The 22,637-nt window shown below is 68.2% G+C and carries 22 protein-coding genes; 13 read left to right on the top strand and 9 right to left on the bottom strand.

Going from position 1 to position 22,637, the window contains the following annotated elements; genetic code table 11:
• The 11 genes from glcE to ACSX1D_RS00225 all read left to right on the top strand — a co-directional run bounded on the left by glcE (position 1) and on the right by ACSX1D_RS00225 (position 10,821).
• A complete protein-coding gene (glcE, locus tag ACSX1D_RS00175) occupies positions 1–1,059 on the top strand; it encodes a glycolate oxidase subunit GlcE (RefSeq protein WP_439862380.1) in 1,059 nt (352 codons plus the stop codon).
• A gap of 265 nt (positions 1,060–1,324) precedes the next feature.
• Entirely contained in the window at positions 1,325–2,542 is a 1,218-nt protein-coding gene (glcF, locus tag ACSX1D_RS00180; protein ID WP_439860468.1) for a glycolate oxidase subunit GlcF, read from the top strand.
• A gap of 116 nt (positions 2,543–2,658) precedes the next feature.
• A complete protein-coding gene (locus ACSX1D_RS00185) occupies positions 2,659–3,060 on the top strand; it encodes a heme-binding protein (protein WP_208707816.1) in 402 nt (133 codons plus the stop codon).
• 79 nt (positions 3,061–3,139) lie between these two features.
• Positions 3,140–5,317 carry a malate synthase G gene (locus ACSX1D_RS00190; RefSeq protein WP_439860469.1) on the top strand — a complete coding sequence of 726 codons (2,178 nt, stop codon included), beginning with the start codon at positions 3,140–3,142 and terminating at the stop codon, positions 5,315–5,317.
• 188 nt (positions 5,318–5,505) lie between these two features.
• Positions 5,506–7,206, top strand: a complete 1,701-nt coding sequence (locus tag ACSX1D_RS00195; RefSeq protein WP_208707818.1) for an L-lactate permease — start codon at positions 5,506–5,508, stop codon at positions 7,204–7,206.
• 151 nt (positions 7,207–7,357) lie between these two features.
• Positions 7,358–7,525 carry a rubredoxin gene (locus ACSX1D_RS00200; protein ID WP_208707819.1) on the top strand — a complete coding sequence of 56 codons (168 nt, stop codon included), beginning with the start codon at positions 7,358–7,360 and terminating at the stop codon, positions 7,523–7,525.
• A 114-nt stretch (positions 7,526–7,639) separates the two neighbouring features.
• Complete coding sequence (locus ACSX1D_RS00205) at positions 7,640–7,807, top strand: rubredoxin (protein ID WP_439860470.1); 168 nt, start codon at positions 7,640–7,642, stop codon at positions 7,805–7,807.
• A gap of 70 nt (positions 7,808–7,877) precedes the next feature.
• Positions 7,878–9,026, top strand: a complete 1,149-nt coding sequence (locus ACSX1D_RS00210; protein WP_439860471.1) for an NAD(P)/FAD-dependent oxidoreductase — start codon at positions 7,878–7,880, stop codon at positions 9,024–9,026.
• A 186-nt stretch (positions 9,027–9,212) separates the two neighbouring features.
• On the top strand, positions 9,213–9,485 hold the full coding sequence (locus tag ACSX1D_RS00215) for an HU family DNA-binding protein (protein WP_208707821.1): 273 nt from the start codon (positions 9,213–9,215) through the stop codon (positions 9,483–9,485).
• Between the two features lie 145 nt (positions 9,486–9,630).
• Positions 9,631–10,020: a helicase gene (locus tag ACSX1D_RS00220; RefSeq protein ID WP_439860472.1), complete on the top strand. Its 390-nt coding sequence runs from the start codon at positions 9,631–9,633 to the stop codon at positions 10,018–10,020.
• 66 nt (positions 10,021–10,086) lie between these two features.
• Entirely contained in the window at positions 10,087–10,821 is a 735-nt protein-coding gene (locus ACSX1D_RS00225) for a hypothetical protein (protein ID WP_439860473.1), read from the top strand.
• Positions 10,822–10,852: 31 nt separating this feature from the next.
• Here ACSX1D_RS00225 and ACSX1D_RS00230 read toward each other — a convergent pair whose 3' ends face one another.
• The 3 genes from ACSX1D_RS00230 to ACSX1D_RS00240 form a co-directional block, all read right to left on the bottom strand.
• Positions 10,853–12,259, bottom strand: a complete 1,407-nt coding sequence (locus ACSX1D_RS00230; RefSeq protein WP_439860474.1) for an HDOD domain-containing protein — start codon at positions 12,257–12,259, stop codon at positions 10,853–10,855.
• Positions 12,260–12,352: 93 nt separating this feature from the next.
• Positions 12,353–14,428, bottom strand: coding sequence for an ATP-dependent DNA helicase RecG (gene recG, locus ACSX1D_RS00235; RefSeq protein WP_439860475.1), 2,076 nt, complete (start codon positions 14,426–14,428; stop codon positions 12,353–12,355).
• 9 nt (positions 14,429–14,437) lie between these two features.
• Positions 14,438–15,364: a hydrogen peroxide-inducible genes activator gene (locus ACSX1D_RS00240; protein WP_439860476.1), complete on the bottom strand. Its 927-nt coding sequence runs from the start codon at positions 15,362–15,364 to the stop codon at positions 14,438–14,440.
• Positions 15,365–15,459: 95 nt separating this feature from the next.
• Here ACSX1D_RS00240 and ACSX1D_RS00245 point away from each other — a divergent pair, with 95 nt between their 5' ends.
• Complete coding sequence (locus ACSX1D_RS00245; protein ID WP_439860477.1) at positions 15,460–16,329, top strand: NAD-dependent epimerase/dehydratase family protein; 870 nt, start codon at positions 15,460–15,462, stop codon at positions 16,327–16,329.
• 23 nt (positions 16,330–16,352) lie between these two features.
• On the opposite strand, the gene ACSX1D_RS00250 is transcribed toward ACSX1D_RS00245, so the two are convergent.
• The 6 genes from ACSX1D_RS00250 to ACSX1D_RS00275 all read right to left on the bottom strand — a co-directional run bounded on the left by ACSX1D_RS00250 (position 16,353) and on the right by ACSX1D_RS00275 (position 21,769).
• Positions 16,353–17,087 (bottom strand): hypothetical protein, encoded by a 735-nt coding sequence (locus ACSX1D_RS00250; RefSeq protein ID WP_439860478.1) that lies wholly within the window; start codon positions 17,085–17,087, stop codon positions 16,353–16,355.
• A 53-nt stretch (positions 17,088–17,140) separates the two neighbouring features.
• A complete protein-coding gene (locus tag ACSX1D_RS00255) occupies positions 17,141–17,521 on the bottom strand; it encodes a RidA family protein (RefSeq protein ID WP_208707829.1) in 381 nt (126 codons plus the stop codon).
• 148 nt (positions 17,522–17,669) lie between these two features.
• Entirely contained in the window at positions 17,670–19,778 is a 2,109-nt protein-coding gene (gene spoT / locus ACSX1D_RS00260; protein ID WP_439860479.1) for a bifunctional GTP diphosphokinase/guanosine-3',5'-bis pyrophosphate 3'-pyrophosphohydrolase, read from the bottom strand.
• A 59-nt stretch (positions 19,779–19,837) separates the two neighbouring features.
• Entirely contained in the window at positions 19,838–20,101 is a 264-nt protein-coding gene (gene rpoZ / locus ACSX1D_RS00265; RefSeq protein ID WP_208707831.1) for a DNA-directed RNA polymerase subunit omega, read from the bottom strand.
• Between the two features lie 118 nt (positions 20,102–20,219).
• Positions 20,220–20,840 (bottom strand): guanylate kinase, encoded by a 621-nt coding sequence (gene gmk / locus ACSX1D_RS00270; RefSeq protein WP_439860480.1) that lies wholly within the window; start codon positions 20,838–20,840, stop codon positions 20,220–20,222.
• Positions 20,841–20,905: 65 nt separating this feature from the next.
• Positions 20,906–21,769, bottom strand: coding sequence for a YicC/YloC family endoribonuclease (locus tag ACSX1D_RS00275; RefSeq protein ID WP_208707833.1), 864 nt, complete (start codon positions 21,767–21,769; stop codon positions 20,906–20,908).
• Positions 21,770–21,911: 142 nt separating this feature from the next.
• Here ACSX1D_RS00275 and rph point away from each other — a divergent pair, with 142 nt between their 5' ends.
• Positions 21,912–22,634, top strand: coding sequence for a ribonuclease PH (rph, locus tag ACSX1D_RS00280; RefSeq protein WP_439860481.1), 723 nt, complete (start codon positions 21,912–21,914; stop codon positions 22,632–22,634).
• Positions 22,635–22,637 lie beyond the last annotated feature (3 nt).

Raw genomic sequence — 22,637 nt, forward strand, 5'->3', positions numbered from 1 at the left:
ATGCGTCACGACGCAGACGCCAGTGCGGCGCTGCTGGAACAAGTCAACCAGGCCCTCAATAGCGGCACCGCGCTGCGCATCCAGGGGGGCAACAGCAAGGCCTTTCTCGGCCGCCAGGTGGACGCCGAGGTGCTCGACACCCGTGCCCACCGCGGCATCGTCAGCTACGACCCAACCGAGCTGGTGATCACCGCCCGCGCCGGCACACCGCTGGCCGAACTGGAAGCGGCGCTGGACGAGGCCGGGCAGATGCTTACCTGTGAGGCCCCGCATTTCACTGAGGGCGCCACGGTCGGCGGCATGGTCGCCGCCGGCCTGTCCGGCCCGCGCCGGCCCTGGTCCGGGGCGGTGCGTGACCTGGTCCTGGGCACCCGGGTGATCACCGGCCTGGGCAAGCACCTGCGCTTCGGCGGCGAGGTGATGAAGAACGTCGCCGGCTACGACCTGTCGCGCCTGATGGCCGGCAGCTTCGGCTGCCTCGGGGTGATCACCGAGGTGTCGCTCAAGGTGCTGCCCAAGCCGCGCCAGACCCTCAGCCTGCGCCTGCAGATGGACGCCGCCCAGGCCCTGCAGAAGCTCGCCGAATGGGGCCAGCAGCCGATCCCGCTGAGTGCCGCCAGCCATGACGGCCAGGCCCTGCACCTGCGCCTGGAAGGCGGCGAGGGCTCGGTGGCCGCGGCCCGCGAGCGCCTTGGCGGCGAGCTGCTGGAAAGCGACTACTGGGCCGACCTGCGCGAGCAGCGCCTGGCTTTCTTCGCCGATCCACGGCCGCTGTGGCGCCTGTCCGTGCCGAGCAACAGCGGCGTGCTGGCCCTGCCCGGCGAGCAGCTGATCGACTGGGGCGGTGCCCAGCGCTGGCTGAAGTCCGACGCCGATGCCGCGGCGATCCGGCAGATCGTCGGCGAGGTCGGTGGCCACGCCAGCTGCTTCAGCGCCGGTCACTGCGACACCCCGTTCCAGCCGCTGGCCGCGCCGTTGCTGCGCTACCACCGCCAGCTGAAAGCCCAGCTCGATCCCCAGGGGCTGTTCAACCCTGGCCGCATGTATTCCGAGGTGTAGGTCGTGCTCACAGTAAATGGCAGCCGCGCCGCCGCTCCGAAAGGCGCAAGGCTAGGCGTGAGGAGAGAAATTTGGTTACTCCAAATGAACGACGAACAACGACGAATTGCGTTTTTCGGAGCGCGGCCCGAAGGGTTGGCCCTGTGCTCGCGCCATGCGGTGTTGCAGAGCTTGCCGAGGGTTCACCATCGCCTGCGTTCCGCGCCTTGCCTGGCGCGAGCACAGAGCCAACGCGAAATGCCATTTACTGCGAGCATGACCTAAGATGCAGACCAACCTGAGTGAACACGCCAAAAGTCTGCCGCGTGGCGAGGAGGCCGAGAGCATCCTGCGCAGCTGCGTGCACTGCGGCTTCTGCAACGCCACCTGCCCGACCTATCAGTTGCTCGGCGACGAGCTGGACGGGCCGCGCGGGCGTATCTACCTGATCAAGCAGGTGCTCGAGGGCAACGAGGTCACCGCCAAGACCCAGCTGCACCTGGACCGCTGCCTGACCTGCCGCAACTGCGAGACCACCTGCCCCTCCGGCGTGCAGTACCACAACCTGCTGGACATCGGCCGCGCCGTGGTCGATGCCGCCGTGCCGCGGCCGCTGGCCCAGCGTGCGCTGCGCGAGAGCCTGCGCGCGGTGGTGCCCAACGCCAGCCTGTTCAAGGGCCTGACCCAGGTCGGCCAGGTGTTCCGCCCGTTGCTACCGGCAGCGCTCAAGGCCAAGTTGCCGCGCGCCGCGCGCCCGGCCAAGCCGCGTCCCGAGCCGCGTCACGCCCGTCGTGTGCTGATGCTCGAAGGCTGCGTGCAGCCGGGCCTGTCGCCCAACACCAACGCCGCCACGGCGCGGGTCCTCGACCGACTCGGCATCAGCGTCACGCCGATCTTCGAGGCCGGCTGCTGCGGTGCGGTGGACTACCACCTCAACGCCCAGGACGCCGGCCTGCAGCGCGCCCGGCGCAACATCGACGCCTGGTGGCCGGCCATCGAGGCCGGCGCCGAGGCCATCGTGCAGACCGCCAGCGGCTGCGGCGCCTTCGTCAAGGAATACGGCCACCTGCTGGCCCAGGACCCGGCCTATGCCGACAAGGCCAAACGCGTCGGCGCCCTGGCCAAGGACCTGGTCGAGGTGCTCGGCGCCGAGCCCCTGGAGCAACTGGGCGTGCGCGCCGACAAGCGCCTGGCCTTCCATTGCCCCTGCACCCTGCAGCATGCGCAGAAGCTCGGCGGTGCGGTCGAAGGCGTGCTCGGCCGCCTCGGCTTCAGCCTCACCGCGGTGGCGGACAGCCACCTGTGCTGCGGCTCGGCCGGAACCTACTCGCTGACCCAGCCGGAGCTGTCCAGGCAGCTGCGCGACAACAAACTCGATGCCCTGGAGAGCGGCAAGCCGGAGGTGATCGTCACCGCCAACATCGGCTGCCAGACCCACCTCGATGGCGCCGGCCGTACCCCCGTGCGGCACTGGATCGAACTGGTCGAAGAGGCCATGAGCTAACAGCCACGGCCGCCTTGCCGTAGCCCGGATGCAGTCCGGGGCGGCCACAAGCTCCCGGATTGCATCCGGGCCACGAATTCACGCACTACGCGACAAACAATCACGAGGAACTACAGATGCAAAGCAAAGCCGTACTGGGTCAAGCCGAAGTCGCCCGCATTCTTGCTGCCGCCCGCGCCGAAGCGCAGCAGAACAGTTGGGCCGTGGCCATTGCCGTGGTCGACGACGGCGGTCATCCGCTGGCCCTCGAGCGCCTCGACGGCTGCGCGCCGATCGGCGCCTACATCGCCACCGAGAAGGCCCGCAGCGCGGCCATCGGCCGGCGCGAGACCAAGGGCTACGAGGACATGGTCAACGGCGGTCGTAGCGCCTTCCTCTCCGCCCCGCTGGTGACCTCCCTGGAAGGCGGCGTGCCGGTGCTGGTCGACGGCCAGGTGGTCGGCGCGGTGGGCGTGTCCGGGGTCAAGGCCGAGCAGGACGCGCAAGTGGCCAAGGCCGGCATCGCCGCCCTGGGCTGATTCCAATAGCGCGGCGGCCCCGAGGGGGCCGCTGCCGGCGCCGGGCGCCGCACAAGCAACGATTTCTGGAGAGTGGAAAATGACCGATCGCGTGAACTGTCAGCGCCTGCAAGTGGCCGCCAACCTGCAACGTTTCGTCGACGAGGAAGTGCTGCCGGGCAGTGGCATCGAGCGCGAGGCGTTCTGGGCCGGCTTCGATGCCCTGGTGCATGACCTGGCGCCGCAGAACCGCGCACTGCTGGCCGAGCGCGCCGCGCTGCAGGCCCGGCTGGATGCCTGGCACCGCGAGAACCCGGGTCCGGTCAGCGACATGCCGGCCTACCGCGCCTTCCTCGAGTCCATCGGCTACCTGCTGGCCCAGCCGGACAGCGTGCAGGCCACGACCGCCAACGTCGACAGCGAGATCGCCAGCCAGGCCGGCCCGCAGCTGGTGGTGCCGGTGATGAACGCGCGCTACGCGCTGAATGCCGCCAACGCCCGCTGGGGCTCGCTGTACGACGCCCTGTACGGCACCGACGCCATCGCCGAAGAGGGTGGCGCCGAGAAAGGCCCGGGCTACAACCAGGCCCGCGGCGCCAAGGTCATCGCCTTCGCCCGCGCCTTCCTCGACCAGGCCGCGCCGCTGGCCAGCGGCTCCCACGCCGACTCGGTCAGCTACCGGGTGGTCGACGGCCTGCTCCAGGTGACCCTGGAAGACGGCACCCAGACCGGCCTGGCCCAGGCCGACAAGTTCATCGGCTACCAGGGCGAGGCCAGCGCACCGACGGCCGTGCTGCTGAAGAACCACGGCCTGCACGTGGAAATCCAGATCGACCCGAACAGCCAGATCGGCGCCACCGATGCCGCCGGGGTCAAGGAACTGCTGATCGAAGCCGCGCTGTCGACCATCCTCGACTGCGAGGACTCGGTGGCCGCGGTCGACGCCGATGACAAGCTGCTGGTCTACCGCAACTGGCTCGGCCTGATGAAGGGCGACCTGACTGAAGAACTGGAGAAGGGCGGCCAGCGCATCGTCCGCCGCCTCAATCCGGATCGCCAGTACACCGCCGCCGCCGGTGGCGAGCTGACGCTGCATGGCCGCTCGCTGCTGTTCGTGCGCAACGTCGGCCACCTGATGAGCAACCCGGCGATCCTCGATGGCGAGGGCCACGAGATCCCCGAGGGCATCCTCGACGGCGTGATGACCAGCCTGATCGCCCTGCATGACTTGCAGCGGCGCGGCAACTCGCGCACCGGCAGCGTCTACATCGTCAAGCCGAAGATGCACGGTCCGGCCGAAGTGGCCTTCGCCGACCAGCTCTTCGGGCGCATCGAGGACCTGCTCAAGCTGCCGCGCCACACCCTGAAGATGGGCATCATGGACGAAGAACGGCGCACCAGCGTCAACCTCAAGGCCTGCATCGCCGCCGCCGGCGCGCGGGTGGCCTTCATCAACACCGGCTTCCTCGACCGCACCGGCGACGAGATGCACAGCGCCATGCAAGCCGGCGCCATGCTGCGCAAGGGCGACATGAAGAGCAGCGCCTGGATCCAGGCCTACGAGCGCAACAACGTGCTGGTCGGCCTGAGCTGCGGCCTGCGCGGCCGGGCGCAGATCGGCAAGGGCATGTGGGCCATGCCGGACCTGATGGCCGCCATGCTCGAGCAGAAGATCGGCCATCCGCTGTCCGGTGCCAACACCGCCTGGGTGCCGTCGCCGACCGCCGCCACCCTGCATGCCCTGCACTACCACCAGGTGGACGTGCAGGCGGTTCAGCGCGAGCTGGAGGCCATCGACCTCAACAGCCAGCGCGACGCGCTGCTCAACGGCCTGCTCAGCGTGCCGGTGGTCGCCGAGCGCAACTGGAGCGCCGGCGAAATCCAGGGAGAACTGGACAACAACTGTCAGGGCATCCTCGGCTACGTGGTGCGCTGGGTCGAACAGGGCGTCGGCTGCTCCAAGGTGCCGGACATCCACAACGTCGGCCTGATGGAAGACCGCGCCACCCTGCGCATCTCCAGCCAGCACATCGCCAACTGGCTGCACCACGGCGTGGTCAGCGCGGAGCAGGTACGCGAGAGCCTGGAGCGCATGGCCAAGGTGGTCGACCAGCAGAACGCCGGCGATGCCAACTACCGGCCGATGGCGGCGGACTTCGCCCGGTCGGCGGCCTTCCAGGCGGCCAGCGACCTGGTGTTCAAGGGCCGTGAGCAGCCCAGCGGCTACACCGAACCGCTGCTGCACGCCTGGCGTCTGCGCTTCAAGCAGCAGGGCTGATTCAGGTCAAACGATAGACAGCCGCGGGCGTCGCCGACGCTCGGGCTGGCGAGCATGGACGCCCGCCCGGGGGGACCCGGAGCGGGCGGCCGAAGGTCGGCCCGGGCCAACTGCCCGGGCCGCCCAGATGCGTGGCACCGGGTCACCCCGGTAACTGTGGTTCACAAAAACAACTAGGAACCAAACCCATGAGTCAAACACTGCTGTCGATCCTGGCCTTCGTGCCGCTGGTACTGGCGGGTGTGCTGCTGATCGGCTTCCGCTGGCCAGCCAAGTACGCCATGCCGGTGGTCTTCCTGCTCACCGCGCTCATCGGCCTGACGGCCTGGGACATGTCCTTCAACCGGGTTCTGGCCTCCAGCCTGCAGGGCCTGATCCTCACCGCGTCGATCCTCTGGATCATCTTCGGCGCGATCCTGCTGCTCAACACCCTCAAGCATTCCGGCGGCATCGCCGCCATCCGCCGCGGCTTCGCCACCATCACCCCCGACCGTCGGGTCCAGGCGCTGATCATCGCCTGGCTGTTCGGCTGCTTCATCGAGGGCGCCTCGGGCTTCGGTACGCCGGCCGCAGTGGCCGCGCCGCTGCTGGTGGCCCTGGGCTTCCCGGCGCTGGCCGCGGTGGTGCTGGGCATGATGGTGCAGTCCACGCCGGTGTCCTTCGGCGCAGTCGGCACGCCGATCCTGGTCGGTGTCGCCGGTGGCCTGGACCAGGCCGGCATGAGCGCCCAGCTGACCGCCCTGAACAGCAGCTGGGAGGTGTTCTTCCACCTGATCTTCTCCCGCGTGGCGATCACCCACGGCCTGATCGGCATCCTCATGCCGCTGATCATGCTGTCGATCATGACCCGCTTCTTCGGCAAGAATCAGTCCTGGAAGGAAGGCCTGGAAATGGCCCCGTTCGCCATCTTCACCGGCCTGTGCTTCGTCCTGCCCTACATGGCCGCCGGCGTGTTCCTAGGCCCTGAGTTCCCCTCGATGATCGGCGCCATGGTCGGCCTGGCCATCGTCATTCCGGCGGCCAAGGCCGGTTTCCTGCTGCCCAAGCAGGCCTGGGACTTCGCCGACGCCAAAGACTGGCCGGCCGAGTGGATGGGCAAGATCGAGATGAAGCTGGAAGACATCGTCGGCAAGGCGCCGATTTCCGTGCGCATGGCCTGGGCCCCTTACGTGCTGCTGGCGCTGTTCCTGGTGGCCTCGCGGGTGTTCCCGGAGCTGAAGGCGGCGCTGATGAGCGTCAGCTTCGGTTGGACCGATATCCTAGGTGAGACCGGCGTTTCCGGTGCCATCCAGCCGTTGTACCTGCCGGGCGGCATCCTCTGCGCCGTGGTGCTGGTCACCTGCCTGCTGCATCGCATGCGCCTGTCCGAACTGGGCGCGGCGGTCCACGAGTCGAGCCGCACCCTGCTGGGCGCCGGCTTCGTGCTGATCTTCACCATCCCGATGGTGCGTATCCTGATCAACTCCGGGGTCAACGCCTCCGACCTGATGTCCATGCCGGTGGCCATGGCCCAGCTGGTGGCCGACAGCGTGGGCGGCATCTACCCGTTCTTCGCGCCGGCGGTCGGCGCCCTGGGGGCCTTCATCGCCGGCTCCAACACCGTGTCGAACCTGATGCTGTCGCAGTTCCAGTTCAACGCGGCGGGCCTACTCGGGGTTTCCGGCGCGATGATGGTGGCGGCGCAGTCGGTGGGCGCGGCGGCGGGCAACATGATCGCCATCCACAACGTGGTGGCGGCCTCGGCCACCGTCGGCCTGCTCGGTCGCGAGGGCATCACCCTGCGCAAGACCATGCTGCCGACCCTCTACTACCTCGTGGCCGCCGGTGGCCTGACCATGATCGCCATGTACGGCATGGGCATCAGCGACCCGCTGCTGCAGGCGCGCTAAGCGCCGGCGTGGCTGCCCGCCGTCTGGCGCGCAGCCACCGACCTGGTCTGCCCAGGCTGCCGGATGACATTCGTCGCCCGGCGACTTGGCGCATCTGCGCAATTGCGGTAGCGTGCCCCGCGCAACACTGTGAGACTCGCCAGAGGTAGCAATGAAGAAGTGGCAATGTGTGGTCTGTGGGTTGATCTACGACGAGAGCCAGGGCTGGCCCGATGAAGGCATCGCCGCCGGGACGCCCTGGCAGGACGTGCCGGAGGACTGGCTGTGCCCGGACTGCGGCGTCGGCAAGATGGATTTCGAGATGATCGAGATCGCCTGAGCCCGAGAATTTCCCACGGCGGCCTTGGCCGCCGTTTTTATGCGCGGCCCGCGCTTGGCCGGGGATCGGCAATTGCAGTAGGGTCTATTGAAATGACCCCGCAAGGAGGCCCCCATGAGCAAGTGGCAATGCATCGTTTGCGGCTTCATCTACGACGAAGCCGAAGGCCTGCCGGACGAGGACATCCCGCCCGGTACCCGCTGGGAGGATGTTCCCGCCGACTGGCTCTGCCCGGATTGCGGGGCGAGCAAGGCCGATTTCGAGATGATCGAGGTTGGCTGAGCGGCCCGCTCGCCCACCGCGCGCCGACGGACTGGCCTCGCCGCGCACCAGCAGAATAGAGGAAGGGATGATGAGTGCACCCGTGGTGATCGTCGGCACCGGACTGGCCGGCTACAACCTCGCCCGCGAGTTCCGCAGGCTCGACGGCAGCACCCCGCTGCTACTGATCAGCGCCGACGATGGCCGTTCCTACTCCAAGCCGATGCTCTCCACCGGGTTCGGCAAGCACAAGGACGCCGACGGCCTGAGCATGGCCGAACCCGGCGCCATGGCCGAACAGCTGAATGCCGAGATCCGCACCCATACCCGCATCACCGGCATCGATCCGGGACACCAGCGCCTGTGGATCGGCGAGGAGGCCGTGGCCTATCGCGACCTGGTGCTGGCCTGGGGCGCCGAGGTGATCCGCGTGCCGGTGGCCGGCGACGCCGAGGATGCGATCTTCTCGATCAACGACCTGGAGGACTACGCACGCTTTCGCGCCGCGGCGGCCGGCAAGCGTCGGGTGCTGCTGCTCGGCGCCGGGTTGATCGGCTGCGAGTTCGCCAACGACCTGAGTGTCGGGGGCTACCAGGTCGAGCTGGTCGCGCCCTGCGAACAGGTGATGCCCGGGCTGCTGCATCCGGCCGCCGCCGCCGCGGTGCAGGCCGGCCTGGAAAGCCTGGGAGCGCGCTTCCACCTCGGCCCGGTGCTGAGCAGCGTCCAGCACCAGGGCGATGGCTTGCTGGCGCAACTGTCCGACGGCAGCGAGATCGCCTGCGACCTGGTGGTCTCCGCCGTCGGCCTGCGCCCGCGCATCGAACTGGCCGCCGCCGCCGGCCTGGAGGTCAATCGCGGGGTGGTGGTCGATCGCCAGCTACGTACCTCCCACGCCAATATCTACGCCCTGGGCGATTGCGCCGAGGTCGACGGCCTCAACCTGCTCTACGTGATGCCCCTGATGAGCTGCGCCCGCGCCCTGGCCCAGACCCTGGCCGGCAAGCCGACCCGGGTGAGCTACGGCCCCATGCCGGTCACGGTGAAGACCCCGGTGTGCCCGCTGGTGGTTTCGCCGCCGCCGCGCGGCCGGCAGGGCGAGTGGACGGTGGAAGGCGCTGGCAGTGACATCAAGGCCCTGTGCCGCGATGCCGAGGGCAACCTGCTCGGCTACGCGCTGACCGGCGCGGCGGTGCAGGAGAAGCTGGCGCTGAACAAGCAGCTGCCGCCGCTGCTGGCCTGAGCGCCGCCCGATCTGGCGGATTTGCCCTGACCTGGCTCGCTTTAACCGTCGAGTGACACTGGCGCGGGGCCAGATCACATGCCATCCTCCCTGGGTCTGCCGCAGCGTAGAGCCGTTGCGGCGCCTTGGCCGCTGTTCTGGAAGAACAGCACGGACACAACAACAATAACCGTCTAAGAGGCAACTATGCGTAAACCGGAACTCGCCGCCGCCATCGCCGAAAAGGCCGATCTCACCAAGGATCAGGCCAGTCGTGTACTCAACGCCGTGCTCGAAGAAATTACCGGTGCACTGAACCGCAAGGACAGTGTGACCCTGGTCGGCTTCGGTACCTTCGTCCAGCGTCATCGAGGTGCCCGCACCGGCAAAAACCCGCAGACCGGCCAGCCGGTCACGATCAAGGCCAGCAACACCGTCGCCTTCAAACCGGGCAAGTCCCTGAAAGACGCGGTCAACTGAGCCTGGCCCGCCCGGAGCCACCCGGCTCCGGGCTCGCCCGACAAATACCCGCCGCGCGCCACGACCATGCTTTGGTTTGGCTGTCAGCCCCGTCACACACCGCTACAATGCGCCGCCATTTACGACACCCGCCGAGGCCGTGCGCATGAAATTCCGTTTTCTCCTGTGGATGCTGGGCCGCCTGATGGCCAAGGCCAGCCGCGTAAATCCCGCCTTCCAGCAACAACTGGCCGACCGTGACATGGTGTTCCAGCTGCACACCCTGGACGGCAAGATCGCCCGCCACTTCATCGTCAAGGGCCAGCGCGTCAGCAGCAAGCGCGGCGCGGCCAACCAGCCGGCCTTCGCCCTGGGCTTTCGCGATGGAGCCTACGGCTTCGCCACCTTCAACGCGAAGAACAAGCAGCTGGCGTTCATGCAGGGCATCCAGAACAAGGATATCCAGATCCAGGGCGACCCGGCGCTGGTGCTGTGGTTCCAGGGCCTGACCAAGTACCTGGCGCCGAAGAAGCGCGTCGAGAAGAAAGCCGCCTGAACACGCCACTGGCTGGCGCCCGGCACATTCGCTAGGCTGGGCGCTGCCACAGTGGAAGCCCCCCTCATGCGTTTGATCATTGCTGCCTTGCTGCTGTCCGTCGGCATGGCCCACGCCGCGCCGCCTAAGGCCGACGATTTCGCCCCCGTGCTCGAACTGGCCGGACTGCGCCTGTTATGCGAGCAGAGCGCGCCGCTGGTGCAGCGCGGCATGAATCCGGCGCAGCAGGCCCAATTGGGCCGGGCTTTCGCCGCCGATGGCTTGTGCCGCGATCTGGCCGAGCAGCTCGCCGGTAAGTTCGATCGGGACCAGCTCGAGCAGGCCCGGCAATTGCTCGACAGCCCCCTGGCCCGGCGTTTCACCGCGGCCGAGCGTGCGGTGGGCGAGGGGGACGGCACGGCGCTGGCCGATTATCGCGAGCAACTGGCCGCGCGCCCGCCGCGCCAGGACAGGTTGGCCCTGGTACGACGTCTCTACGCGGCCGCACGCACCACCGCACTGGCCACCGTGCTGCGCTACGAGGCCGGCAAGACCCAGGCCTTGCTGGCGCTCAAGGCGCGCGGCCAGACCCTCGACGAGCAGGCCCTGAGCAGCCAGACCCAGGTCCAGGTCGCGGCGTTGAAAACCTCCAGCGCCGCCGCGGTGGAATCCTTCATGCTCTATGCCTACCGGCAGATTCCCAGCGAGCAGCTGGCCGACTATGCCGCGCTGTACGAGCAACCGGCGGTCAGCCATCTGCTGGAAAGCAGCGTGCAGGTGCTGCCGCAGCTGTTCGCCGCGCGTCGCGCCGCGTTCAGGTAAGCACTCGAACGAAACGACAAAGGGTCCTGCGCTAGTGCAGCGGGTGGAACTGCGCCGCCAGCTCGCGCAGCGCCACCTCGGCGGCCAGCACCTTGTCCACCGCCTCCTCGGCCCTGTCCCGGCTCAGGCCGAGGGCGTCGAGCAGCTGCTGCGGAATCTCGCCCTGGGGGCCGGCGCCGATGCCGCGGTTGCGCAGCAGGCGCACCGCCAGGCACACCAGGTTCGAGTAGGCGGCGTGGGGGCCGGTGTAATCCGGATCGTGCTGGAAGCGCAGGGCACTGGCCAGCTCCTCCGGCATGTCCCAGTAGCGCATCAGCCAGGCGCCGATCTGCTCGCGACTGATGCCCAGCAGGTGCTGCTCGATATAGCCGGGCGACAGGTGCGGATTGACCTCCAGGTGGCGGCAGATCAGCGAGAAATGCGGCGGGAAGACGTGGGCCAGCACCAGGTAGCCGAAGTTGTGCAGCAGCCCGGCGAGGTAGGTCAGCCCGGCCTCCGGGCGCTGCGCCCGGGGCATGGCGCGGGTCAGCCCCTCGATTACCGCGGCGCTGTAGATCGCCTGCTGCCAGTAGGGCGTGGCCTGCTGCGGCTGGTCCTTGGGCAGGCTCAGGGTCTTGCCCAGGGCCAGGCCCAGGGCCAGGTTGATCACCAGGTCGAAGCCCAGCACGCGGACGATGGCGTCCTCCACCGAGCGGATCTTGCCGGGGGCGGCGTAGTAGGGCGAGGCCGCCCAGCTGACCACCTGGGCGGCCAGCGCCGGGTCGGTTTCCACTACCCCGGTGATGTCGTCCACCGTGGCGTCCGGGTCGACCCGCAGCTTGATGATGCGCTGCGCGGTCTGCGGCAGCGGCGGGATCTCGATGGTCTCCTCCAGGCGCTGCTGGATGCGCCGGGCGGTGAAGGCCTGGACCGCCTGGCTGATCTCCTCGCGGTCGTCGTCCGGGCGGTCTAGGTTCGGCCGGATATTGCTCAGCGGCTCGCCGAAGCGCGCCGCGCTGGCCTTGCTCAGCAGGCCCTTGAAGGCCTCGCTGGCGATCTCCAGCAGCACCCCGGGCTGGCCCGACGCCACGTACAGCTTGGGCTCCTGCAGCAGGCGCTCGTCATACAGGCAGGGCGAGCTGGTCAGTGGCGGCAGGCCCGGCAGCTCGCACAGCTCATGCTTGGCGAGCATGCGCTCGAGGCGCTCGGGTTTGACCGCGGCGAGCTTGCGCCCGGTCAGCTCGGCCAGGCGATTGAGGTCGAGCAGCTGGCTCTGCGGGTAGAGCACCAGCAGGGCGCCGACCGCATCGTCGAGCAGCACCGCCTGCACGCGTTGGGCGGCGGGCAGCTGCGGGGGCTCGCTGCATGCCCGGTAGGCGAGCGCGAGCTTGTCGAGCAGCTGCGCGATCACCTGGGGCGCACGCACTGCGGAGTCGGGGGCGAGGGCGGCTTCAGTCATGAGGGCATCCGGCGTGGAGGGAGCGGGTGCTCCGAAGTATAACCAGCGGGCCGGCGGACGCACGGCGAGACGACGGTGGCCCCGCGCCTGGCATCACACCTGCCCATATTGTTGACCATGGCGCAGCCAGCGCTGCAGCAGCGGGCTGACATGCTGCGGCCAGTGCGCCAGCAGGGCTTGGGCGGCATCGCGCACCGCCGGCAGCAGGTCGGCGTCGCGCATCAGGTCGGCGACCTTGAACTGCAGCAGGCCGGTCTGGCGGGTGCCAAGCATCTCGCCGGGGCCGCGCAGCTCCAGGTCCTTCTCGGCGATGACGAAGCCGTCGCAGGTCTCGCGCATGATGCCCAGGCGTTCGCGGCCCAGCTGCGACAGCGGCGGGTGATAGAGCAGCACGCAGTGGCTCGCCGCGCTGCCGCGGCCGACCCGCCCGCGCAGCTGGTGCAGCTGGGCCAGGCCGAGGCGCTCGGGGTTCTCGATGATCATCAGGCTGGCGTTGGGCACGTCGACGCCGACCTCGATCACCGTGGTGGCGACCAGCAGCTGCAGCTGGCCCTGCTTGAACTGCTCCATCACCGCGGCCTTCTCCGCCGGCTTCATGCGCCCATGGATCAGGCCGACGTGCAGGCCGCCGAGGGCGGCGGCGAGGTCGGCGAAGGTGGTTTCGGCGGCCTGGCAGGTCAGCTCCTCGGATTCCTCGATCAAGGTGCACACCCAGTAGGCCTGGCGCCCCTCGTTGCAGGCCGAGCGCACTCGTTCGATCACTTCCAGGCGGCGACTGTCGGCGATCACCAGGGTGTTGACCGGGGTGCGGCCCGGCGGCAGCTCGTCGAGGATCGAGGTGTCCAGGTCGGCGTAGGCGCTCATCGCCAGGGTGCGCGGAATCGGTGTGGCGGTCATGATCAGCTGGTGCGGACAGAGGCGGCCGCCGACCCCCTTCTGGCGCAGGGCCAGGCGCTGCTGCACGCCGAAGCGGTGCTGCTCGTCGATGATCACCAGGGCCAGGTTGCGAAACTGCACCTCGTCCTGGAACAGCGCATGGGTGCCGACCACCATCGGCACGCCATCGGCGATCTGCGCAAGCGCGCTGGCGCGGGCCTTGCCCTTGAGCTTGCCGGCCAGCCAGGCGACCTCGAGGCCGAGCGGCTGCAGCCAGCGGCTGAAGTTGAGGAAGTGCTGCTCGGCGAGGATCTCGGTCGGCGCCATCAGGGCCACCTGATAGCCGGCCTCCAGGGCCTGCAGGGCGGCGAGGGCGGCGACCACGGTCTTGCCGGCGCCGACATCGCCCTGCACCAGGCGCAGCATCGGCTCGTCCTGGCTCAGGTCGTAGGCGATCTCGGCGCCGACTCGGCGTTGCGCGCCGGTGGGCGGGAAGCCGAGATTGTCGAGGAACTGCGGCGGCAGGCGCGTGGCCGGCGGCAGCGGCGGCGCCTGCTGGGCGCGCACCTGTTCGCGCAGGCGTTGCAGCGACAGCTGGTGGGTCAGCAGCTCCTCGAAGGCCAGGCGGTGCTGGGCCCAGTGGCGGCCTTCGGCGAGCTCCTCGAGGTCGGCGTCCGGCGGCGGCCGATGCAGGTAGCGGATCGCCGCATCCAGCGGGCCGAGGTGGTAGTCGCGGGCCAGCTCCTCGGGCAGCCAGTCGGGCAGGCTGCGCGGGCCGAGGCGCGCCAGGGCCTGCTCGCTCAAGGCTCGCAGGCGCTGCTGGGTCAGGCCTTCGGTGCTGGGGTAGATCGGCGTCAGGCATTGCTCCACCGGCGGCGCGGCGGCGTTACTGAGCGCGCGGTATTCCGGGTGGTAGATCTCCAGGCCCGAGGAGCCGGGGCGTACTTCGCCATAACAGCGCAGCTGGGTGCCGCGTCTGAGGCCGTCCTTCTGCGCCTGGCTGAAGTGGTAGAAGCGCAGGCTGAGGGTGCCGCTGCCGTCCTGCAGGCGCACCAGCAGGCTGCGCCGGCGCCCCATGACCACCTCGGCGCCGACCACCTGGCCTTCGACCACGGCGTCCTGGCCGGGCCGCAGCGCGCCGATCGGCACGATGCGGGTGCGGTCCTGGTAGCGCAGCGGCAGGTGGAACAGCAGGTCCTGCAGGTTCTCCAGGCCGACCTTGGCGAGCTTCTCGGCCAGGGCGGCGCCGACGCCTTTCAGCGCGGTGACGGAGATGGCGGCCAGTTCGCTCATGGGCCGGTCTCAGGCGGTTTGTGCCTGGGGCTTGGCCACCGAGCACAGGCGAATCGAGTCGCCCAGCACCTCGATGGCGTTGGGTCGCGGGAAACTGGCGCGCCAGGCGATGGCCACGGTGCGGAACGGTGCCGGCGCGCTCAGCGGGCGCACCTCGATCACCCCGGGGGCGTAGTGGTGGCTGTCCACCGCGGAGAACGGCAGGATCGACACGCCGAGGCCGGAGGCGACCATGTGGCGGATGGTTTCCAGCGAGCTGGATTCCACTGTGGTGTGCTTGGCGTGCTCCTCGCCGCCCTTGCGCAGGGTCGGGCAGGCTTCCAGTACCTGGTCGCGGAAGCAATGGCCCTCGCCCAGCAGCAGCAGGCTCTTGTCGTTGAGCAGCTTGCTATCGATGCTCTTCATGGCGGCCCAGGGGTGGCCGGCCGGCATCAAGGCATAGAAGGGTTCGTCGTACAGCGGCTTGGTCAGGACGTCGGCTTCCTGGAACGGCAGGGCGATGATGATGGCGTCCAGCTCCCCGGTGCGCAGCTTGTCGCGCAGCACATGGGTGAAGTTTTCCTCGATATACAGCGGCATCTGCGGGGCGACCCGGTGCAGCTGGGGGATCAGGTGGGGAAACAGGTAGGGGCCGACCGTGTAGATGGCGCCGATCTTCAGCGGTGCGGTCAGCTGGTTCTTGCCGGCCTGGGCCAGTTCACGGATGCCCTGGGCCTGCTCCAGCACCTTCTGCGCCTGGGTGACGATGCCTTCGCCGACCGGGGTCAGGCGCACCGCGCTCTTGCTGCGCTCGAAGATCAGCACGCCGAGCTCGTCCTCGAGCTTCTTGACCCCCACCGACAGGGTCGGCTGGCTGACGTGGCAACGCTCGGCGGCGCGCCCGAAGTGCTGTTCCTGGGCGAGGGTGACGATGTAGCGCAGTTCGGTGAGGGTCATAGCGTATATCCATTGAATTGCGCGTAAGCATAGCCTTTGCATTGCGACGAACCAACCACGCTACACTGGCTCACGGCGAAATTGTGGAGGTGCGGATGGCGAGTTCTACCAGGGTGTTGATAGCCGGCTGCGGGGATGTCGGCACCCGTCTGGGCTTGCGCCTGGCCGAGGGCGGTTGGGCGGTCCACGGCCTGCGCCGCTCGGTGGCGTGCCTGCCCGCCGCGATCAGGCCGGTTACCGCTGACCTGCAGGCAGACGGCTGTCCTTCGGGCTGGCCCAAGGGCGGGCTGGACTACCTGGTGTATTGTGCGGCGGCCAACCAGCGCGACGAGGCCGGTTACCGGGCGATCTATGTCGAGGGGCTGCGCCGGGTGCTGGACTGGTTGGCGCGGCACGGGCAGAAGCCCAGGCGCCTGCTGTTCGTCTCCAGCAGTGGGGTCTATGGCCAGCAGCAGGGAGAATGGGTCGATGAAGAGTCCCCGGCGCAGGCCGCCGGGTTTTCCGCTCAGGTGATGCGCGAGGCTGAGCAGCTGGCCCTGCACAGCGGCATCGACGCCACCCGAGTGCGCCTGGCCGGGCTCTACGGACCGGGCCGGCAGTGGTTGCTCAGCCAGGTGCGCCAGGGTTACCGGGTGGCCAGCGAGCCGCCGCTGTATGCCAACCGCATCCACGTCGAGGATGCCGCCGGCCTGCTGGCGTTCCTGCTGCAGGCCGATGCCCGTGGCGTGGCGTTGGCGGATTGCTACCTCGGCGTCGACGACGCGCCGGCGCCGCTGCATGAGGTGGTGGCTTGGCTGCGCGAACAGTTGGGCGTCAGCCACTGGGCGCCGGAGGCGACGGTGCGCCGCGCCGGTAGTAAGCGCTGCAGCAACGCTCGCGCCCGTGCCCTGGGCTGGGCGCCGAGCTACCCGAGCTACCGGGAAGGCTATGGGGCGATCCTGGCGGATGCCTCGTTCAGCACCTAGGGCGGAGCGTCACACGGCGTGGCCTATTGGCGTTCCAGCTGCCAGCGTTGCGGCCCCTTGCGGTATTCCGGCATTTCGTCGAGCTGCGCCTGGTTGACGGCATCGAAGATGCTCAAACGCTCGCCGTCGCGCTCGAACAGCCAGGCCTGGCCCTGCTCGCCGAGCTGCAGCCACAGGCTGTCGAATTCGCCGCTCATGGCCGCGCAGTCGCCGGCCAGGCACAGGGCGTAGCGCTCGGCGCCGGGCAGGCCCTCGACCCGGCCGTCGGCATGGAACAGCACCAGGCCGCCTTCACCCAGGCCCTGGCGAATGCTCCAGGTGCCACCCAGGTAGGCGCCGTACAGCGCCTGCTCGAAGCGGCTGCCGGGCGGGGCATAGCTGCTGCCGGCGGTCGGGGCGCGGACGAAACGCTGTTCGGGCCAGGTACCGCTGGCCGCCTGCACCAGTTCGGCATCATCGAGGCTGAGGTATTCGTGGTAGTCGCCGTAGAAGTCGACCCGCAGGCGCTGCTCGGTTTCGCTCACCAGCTGGCCCTCGTCGTGCTCGTAGCCATTGCTGAAGCTGGCGCGCCGGCGTTGCGGTTCGATCCGCCACTCCAGGTTCGGCCCGTAGGCGAGCAGGGCCTCGCGCAGATGGCCGCCCTGGCGCGCGGCGTCGATCGCCGCCTGGTTGATCCAGATGCCGTCGGGGTCGCCGGGCTGGCTGGCGCAGCCGGCGAGCAGGCAGATGAACAACGGCGCAATGAGCAGCGGGCGCATCGGTGACTCCTTGCACGCAGTAGAAAGGCGGGGCCTGGGCCCCGCCGGCGGACTTATTCGAGTACCAGAATAGCGTCCATTTCCACTTGCGAGCCGCGCGGTAGGGCGGCTACACCGATGGCGGCGCGGGCCGGATAGGGCTGCTGGAAATAACGGCCCATGATCTCGTTGACGGTGGCGAAGTGGGCCAGGTCGGTGAGGAAGATGTTCAGCTTGACGATGTCCTTGAACGAGCCGCCAGCAGCCTCGGCCACTGCTTTGAGGTTCTCGAACACCTGGACGGTCTGCGCTTCGAAGCCTTCGACCAGCTCCATGGTCTTGGGGTCCAGCGGAATCTGCCCGGACATGTAGACGGTGTTGCCGGCCTTGATCGCCTGGGAATAGGTGCCGATGGCGGCAGGGGCCTTGTCGCTGGTGATGACGCTCTTGCTCATGGGAACTCCTGAAACTGTTGCTCTGAATGGGGCACTGCGTCGCGCCGGGTGCGCGCCGCGCAGCCGCGGGCGACTAGGGTCGGCGAAAGCCGGGGGCGCTGTCAAAGTACAGCTGCAAGAAAGTGACCGATTGGTCCGACGTCGGCGTTCAGGCGCGCACGCGGGTGATGCGGATGACGCCGGCGAGGGCACGCAGCTTCTTGATCACCCGGGCCAGGTGCACACGGTCATGCACGCTGACCACCAGCTGGACCACGCTGATGCGGCCGTCGCGCTCGTCCATGCTGATCTTCTCGATGTTGCCGTCGGCGGCGTTGACGCTGCCAGCCAGCAGGGCGATCAGGCCACGCTGATGCTCCAGCTCGACGCGCAGCTCGACGTTGAACTCGCCGGTGACGTCCTTGGCCCAGGACAGCTGGATGCACTTCTCCGGGTTGTGGCGGATCTCGCCGATATTGCGGCAGCTCTCCAGGTGCACCACCATGCCCTTGCCGGCCGACAGGTAGCCGACGATGGGGTCGCCGGGGATCGGCGTGCAGCACTTGGCGTAGCTCAGCACCAGGCCTTCGGTGCCGCGAATCGCCAGCGGGCCTTCGGCGTTCGGCAGTTCGTCGCCGCCCTCGGCCAGCAGCCGGCGGGCGACCACATAGGCCATGCGATTGCCCAGGCCGATGTCTTCCAGCAGGTCCTCGATCAGCTCCAGGCGGTACTCGCCGAGTACCGTCTTGACGCGCTCGCCCGGAATCTTCTCCAGGTGGCTGTCGAAGCTGGCCAGCACCTTGTTCAGCAGGCGCTCGCCGAGGCTGATCGACTCGGAGCGGCGCTGCAGCTTGAGGGCGTGACGGATGTGGGTGCGCGCCTTGCCGGTGACTACGAAGTTGAGCCAGGCCGGGTTGGGGCGCGCGCCAGGCGCGCTGACGATCTCCACGGTCGAGCCGCTCTGCAGTGGCTCGGACAGCGGCGCCAGGCGGCGGTTGATGCGACAGGCGATGCAGGTGTTGCCGACGTCGGTGTGCACCGCATAGGCGAAGTCCACCGCGGTGGAGCCCTTCGGCAGCTCCATGATGCGGCCCTTGGGCGTGAACACGTAGACCTCGTCCGGGAACAGGTCGATCTTCACGCTCTCGATGAATTCCAGCGAGTTGCCGGCGCGTTGCTGCATTTCCAGCACGCCCTTGACCCACTGTCGCGCGCGGGCGTGGGTGCCCTTGGGCTGGTCGTCGCCCTCGGACTTGTACAGCCAGTGGGCGGCGATGCCGTTGTTGGCCATCTCCTCCATCTCGCGGGTGCGGATCTGGATCTCGATGGGCACCCCGTGCATGCCGAACAGGGTGGTGTGCAGCGACTGGTAGCCGTTGGCCTTGGGAATCGCGATGTAGTCCTTGAAGCGCCCGGGCAGCGGCTTGTACAGGTTGTGCACGGCGCCGAGCACGCGGTAGCAGGTGTCGACCTTGTCGACCACGATGCGGAAGGCGTAGACGTCCATGATCTCGTTGAACGCCCGGCGCTTGCCGCGCATCTTCTGGTAGATGCTGTAGAGGTGCTTCTCGCGGCCGACCACTTCGCCTTCCAGGCCGTCGCGGGCCAGGCAGTGGACCAGCGATTCCTCGATCTTGTTGACGATTTCCTTGCGGTTGCCGCGGGCGCGCTTGACCGCGGCGCGGATGCGCTCGGAGCGCATCGGGTGCATGGCCTTGAAACCGAGGTCCTCGAACTCCACGCGCAGGCTGTGCATGCCCAGGCGGTTGGCGATCGGGGCGTAGATCTCTAGGGTTTCCTTGGCGATGCGCCGGCGCTTCTCGCCGGACAGCACTTCCAGGGTGCGCATGTTGTGCAGGCGGTCGGCCAGCTTGACCAGGATCACGCGGATATCGCGGGCCATGGCCATGGCCATCTTCTGGAAGTTCTCGGCCTGGGCCTCGGCCTTGGTCTCGAAGTTCATCTGGGTCAGCTTGCTGACCCCGTCGACCAGTTCGGCCACGGTCTCGCCGAACTGCGCGTTGAGCGCTTCCTTGGCGATGCCGGTGTCTTCGATCACGTCATGCAGCATCGCCGCCATCAGGCTCTGATGGTCCATGTGCATGTCGGCGAGAATTCCCGCCACGGCGAGCGGGTGGGTGACGTAGGCTTCGCCGCTACGGCGGCGCTGGCCGTCGTGGGCTTGTTCGGCGTAGAAATAGGCGCGGCGGACCAGGTTGACCTGGTCGCCGTCGAGATAGGTCGAAAGGCGATCGGCGAGGGCGTCTATGTTCGCCATGGGTGTTCCCCCTGGCGAGCCTTGTGAGTCCGCGTCGTGCCGCTTCGACCAGGCATGGCTTACAGAGGCTCGTTGGCCTCTTCCTCGAAGGCGGCGAACAGCGGCTCTTCTTCGACGATCTCGTCCTGGGCGATGACGTCATAGTCGACCAGGCCAGCGGCGATTTCGCGCAGGGCGACCACGGTCGGCTTGTCGTTTTCCCAGGCCACTTTCGGCTCCTTGCCGCCGGTGGCGAGCTGGCGCGAACGCTTGGTGGCGAGCATGACCAGCTCGAAGCGGTTATCAACGTTGTCCAGGCAATCTTCGACGGTTACGCGGGCCATGGTGTTCCTCGTAGCAAATGCAAATAAAGAGCTGGGCCCGGATGGGCGAGCGGACTGAATAGTCTAAAAAATCACCAGCATTAAGGGAAGCACTGTTTTCTCTGCGGGCGCTTGGGATTCAGGCCAGCAGCTCGCCGAGCAGGCCGCTGTGGCGCTGCTGTTGCACCCCCTGCAGCAACTGGTTGGCGCGGAAGATGGCCTTCAGGTCGCTGAGGGCGTGGGCGAAGTCGTCGTTGATCACCAGGTAGTCGTACTCGACGTAGTGGCTCATCTCGCTGACCGCCTCGCGCATGCGCCGCTCGATGATCTCGCCGCTGTCCTGGCCGCGGTTGGTCAGACGGTGGCGCAGGGCCTCCTGGGTCGGCGGCAGGATAAAGATGGACTTGGACTGCGGCATCAGCCTGCGCACCTGCTGGGCGCCCTGCCAGTCGATCTCGAGGATCAGGTCGTAGCCTTCGGCGAGGGTCTGCTCGACCCAGTGCTGGGAGGTGCCGTAGAGGTTGCCGAATACCTCAGCATGCTCGAGAAAGGCATTCTGGTCGAGCATGCCGTGGAACTGCTCGTGGCTGACGAAGTGGTAGTTTACCCCGTCCACCTCGCCGGGGCGCATGGCGCGGGTGGTGTGCGAGACCGAGACGCGGATCATCGCTTCGCTGTCGATCAGTGCCTTGACCAGGCTGGTCTTGCCGGCGCCGGAGGGCGCGGAAATGATGTAAAGGGTGCCGGTGGTGAGGCTCATGGCTGGGTCCTGGAAAAAGCGTGGGTCGTAGGGTGCGGCGTACTCGCCCGGGCGTCGGGCTGCGGCTACTCGATGTTCTGTACCTGCTCGCGCATCTGCTCGATCAGCACCTTGAGGTTGACCGCCGCCTGGGTGCTGCGTGGGTCGAAGGCCTTGGAGCCCAGGGTGTTGGCCTCGCGGTTGAGTTCTTGCATGAGGAAGTCCAGGCGCCGGCCGGCCGCGCCGCCGGCCTTGAGCACGCGGCGCACTTCGCTGACGTGGGTGCTGAGGCGGTCGAGTTCCTCCGCCACATCGCTCTTCTGCGCGAGTATCACCAGTTCCTGCTCCAGGCGCTGGGGATCGAGGTCGGCCTGCATCTCGCGGCAACGCTCGAGGATCTTCTGCCGCTGCGCGTCGAGCATCTGCGGCACCAGTTCGCGCAGGGCCGCGACTTCCTCAAGGATGCCGTCGAGGCGTTCGCCGAGCAGCTTGGCCAGCTCGGCGCCTTCACGGGAGCGGCCGCTCTTGAGCTCGCCCAGGGCCTGGTTGAACAGCGCCAGCGCGGCCTTGTTGAGCGCCTGCGGGTCGGCGGCATCGGCCACCAGCACGCCCGGCCAGCCGAGCACTTCCAGGGGGTTGAGCGGTGCCGGCTGCTGGATCAGGCTGGCGACGCTTTCCGCGGCGGCGACCAGCTGTGCGGCGCGTTCGCGGTCGACCTGCAGCGGCTTGCCGGCGCTGTCCTCGGCGAAGCGCAGGGTGCATTCGACCTTGCCCCGCGACAGCCCCTGGCGCAGCGCCTCGCGCACGGCGCCCTCAAGGTCGCGGAATGCCTCCGGCAGGCGCAGGTGCGGTTCCAGGTAGCGATGGTTGACCGAGCGCAGCTCCCAGCTCAGGGTGCCGTTTGGCCCGGCCTGTTCGGCGCGGGCGAAGGCCGTCATGCTGTGGATCATGGGGGCGAACCTCGCGGAATGTCGGGACGAAAGGCGCAGGATTGTAGCGCAGTGAGTCGGTCCCTCCCAATTGGTCATGTCGTCGCCGGGCCATGGCCCCTATAATGCTGGGCAGATTTAACTCCAGAGCAGGTATTCCTTGATGAAACGTCCCAGTGGCCGCGCGGCCGACCAGTTGCGCTCGATCCGCATCACCCGCAACTACACCAAGCACGCCGAGGGTTCGGTGCTGGTGGAGTTCGGTGATACCAAGGTGATCTGCACGGTCAGCGTCGAGTCGGGAGTGCCGCGCTTTCTCAAGGGCAAGGGCCAGGGCTGGCTGACCGCCGAGTACGGCATGCTGCCGCGGGCCACCGGCGAGCGTAACCAGCGCGAGGCCAGCCGCGGCAAGCAGGGCGGGCGCACCCTGGAGATCCAGCGGCTGATCGGCCGTTCGCTGCGCGCGGCGCTGGATATGTCCAAACTCGGCGAGAACACCCTGTATATCGATTGCGACGTGGTCCAGGCCGATGGCGGTACCCGCACTGCGTCGATCACCGGGGCCATGGTCGCCCTGGTCGATGCGCTGAAGGTGATCAAGAAGCGCGGCGGTCTGAAGGCTGGCGACCCGCTCAAGCAGATGATCGCCGCGGTGTCGGTGGGCATGTACCGGGGCGAGCCGGTGCTCGACCTGGACTATCTGGAGGACGCCGCCGCCGAGACCGACCTGAATGTGGTGATGACCAGCGCCGGTGGCTTCATCGAGGTGCAGGGTACCGCCGAAGGCGCGCCGTTCCAGCCCGAGGAGCTGAACGCCATGTTGGCGCTGGCGCAGAAAGGCATGGGCGAGCTGTTCGAGCTGCAGCGGGCGGCGCTGGCCGACTGAGGC

The organism is Pseudomonas sp. MBLB4136 (genome assembly GCF_051904765.1).
GTDB lineage: Bacteria > Pseudomonadota > Gammaproteobacteria > Pseudomonadales > Pseudomonadaceae > Aquipseudomonas.

Coding starts and splice junctions, on each gene's coding strand:
- glcE (WP_439862380.1), top strand. CDS start 1: ATGCGTCACGACGCAGACGCCAGTGCGGCGCTGCTGGAACAAGTCAAC.
- glcF (WP_439860468.1), top strand. CDS start 1,325: ATGCAGACCAACCTGAGTGAACACGCCAAAAGTCTGCCGCGTGGCGAG.
- ACSX1D_RS00185 (WP_208707816.1), top strand. CDS start 2,659: ATGCAAAGCAAAGCCGTACTGGGTCAAGCCGAAGTCGCCCGCATTCTT.
- ACSX1D_RS00190 (WP_439860469.1), top strand. CDS start 3,140: ATGACCGATCGCGTGAACTGTCAGCGCCTGCAAGTGGCCGCCAACCTG.
- ACSX1D_RS00195 (WP_208707818.1), top strand. CDS start 5,506: ATGAGTCAAACACTGCTGTCGATCCTGGCCTTCGTGCCGCTGGTACTG.
- ACSX1D_RS00200 (WP_208707819.1), top strand. CDS start 7,358: ATGAAGAAGTGGCAATGTGTGGTCTGTGGGTTGATCTACGACGAGAGC.
- ACSX1D_RS00205 (WP_439860470.1), top strand. CDS start 7,640: ATGAGCAAGTGGCAATGCATCGTTTGCGGCTTCATCTACGACGAAGCC.
- ACSX1D_RS00210 (WP_439860471.1), top strand. CDS start 7,878: ATGAGTGCACCCGTGGTGATCGTCGGCACCGGACTGGCCGGCTACAAC.
- ACSX1D_RS00215 (WP_208707821.1), top strand. CDS start 9,213: ATGCGTAAACCGGAACTCGCCGCCGCCATCGCCGAAAAGGCCGATCTC.
- ACSX1D_RS00220 (WP_439860472.1), top strand. CDS start 9,631: ATGAAATTCCGTTTTCTCCTGTGGATGCTGGGCCGCCTGATGGCCAAG.
- ACSX1D_RS00225 (WP_439860473.1), top strand. CDS start 10,087: ATGCGTTTGATCATTGCTGCCTTGCTGCTGTCCGTCGGCATGGCCCAC.
- ACSX1D_RS00230 (WP_439860474.1), bottom strand. CDS start 12,259: ATGACTGAAGCCGCCCTCGCCCCCGACTCCGCAGTGCGTGCGCCCCAG.
- recG (WP_439860475.1), bottom strand. CDS start 14,428: ATGAGCGAACTGGCCGCCATCTCCGTCACCGCGCTGAAAGGCGTCGGC.
- ACSX1D_RS00240 (WP_439860476.1), bottom strand. CDS start 15,364: ATGACCCTCACCGAACTGCGCTACATCGTCACCCTCGCCCAGGAACAG.
- ACSX1D_RS00245 (WP_439860477.1), top strand. CDS start 15,460: ATGGCGAGTTCTACCAGGGTGTTGATAGCCGGCTGCGGGGATGTCGGC.
- ACSX1D_RS00250 (WP_439860478.1), bottom strand. CDS start 17,087: ATGCGCCCGCTGCTCATTGCGCCGTTGTTCATCTGCCTGCTCGCCGGC.
- ACSX1D_RS00255 (WP_208707829.1), bottom strand. CDS start 17,521: ATGAGCAAGAGCGTCATCACCAGCGACAAGGCCCCTGCCGCCATCGGC.
- spoT (WP_439860479.1), bottom strand. CDS start 19,778: ATGGCGAACATAGACGCCCTCGCCGATCGCCTTTCGACCTATCTCGAC.
- rpoZ (WP_208707831.1), bottom strand. CDS start 20,101: ATGGCCCGCGTAACCGTCGAAGATTGCCTGGACAACGTTGATAACCGC.
- gmk (WP_439860480.1), bottom strand. CDS start 20,840: ATGAGCCTCACCACCGGCACCCTTTACATCATTTCCGCGCCCTCCGGC.
- ACSX1D_RS00275 (WP_208707833.1), bottom strand. CDS start 21,769: ATGATCCACAGCATGACGGCCTTCGCCCGCGCCGAACAGGCCGGGCCA.
- rph (WP_439860481.1), top strand. CDS start 21,912: ATGAAACGTCCCAGTGGCCGCGCGGCCGACCAGTTGCGCTCGATCCGC.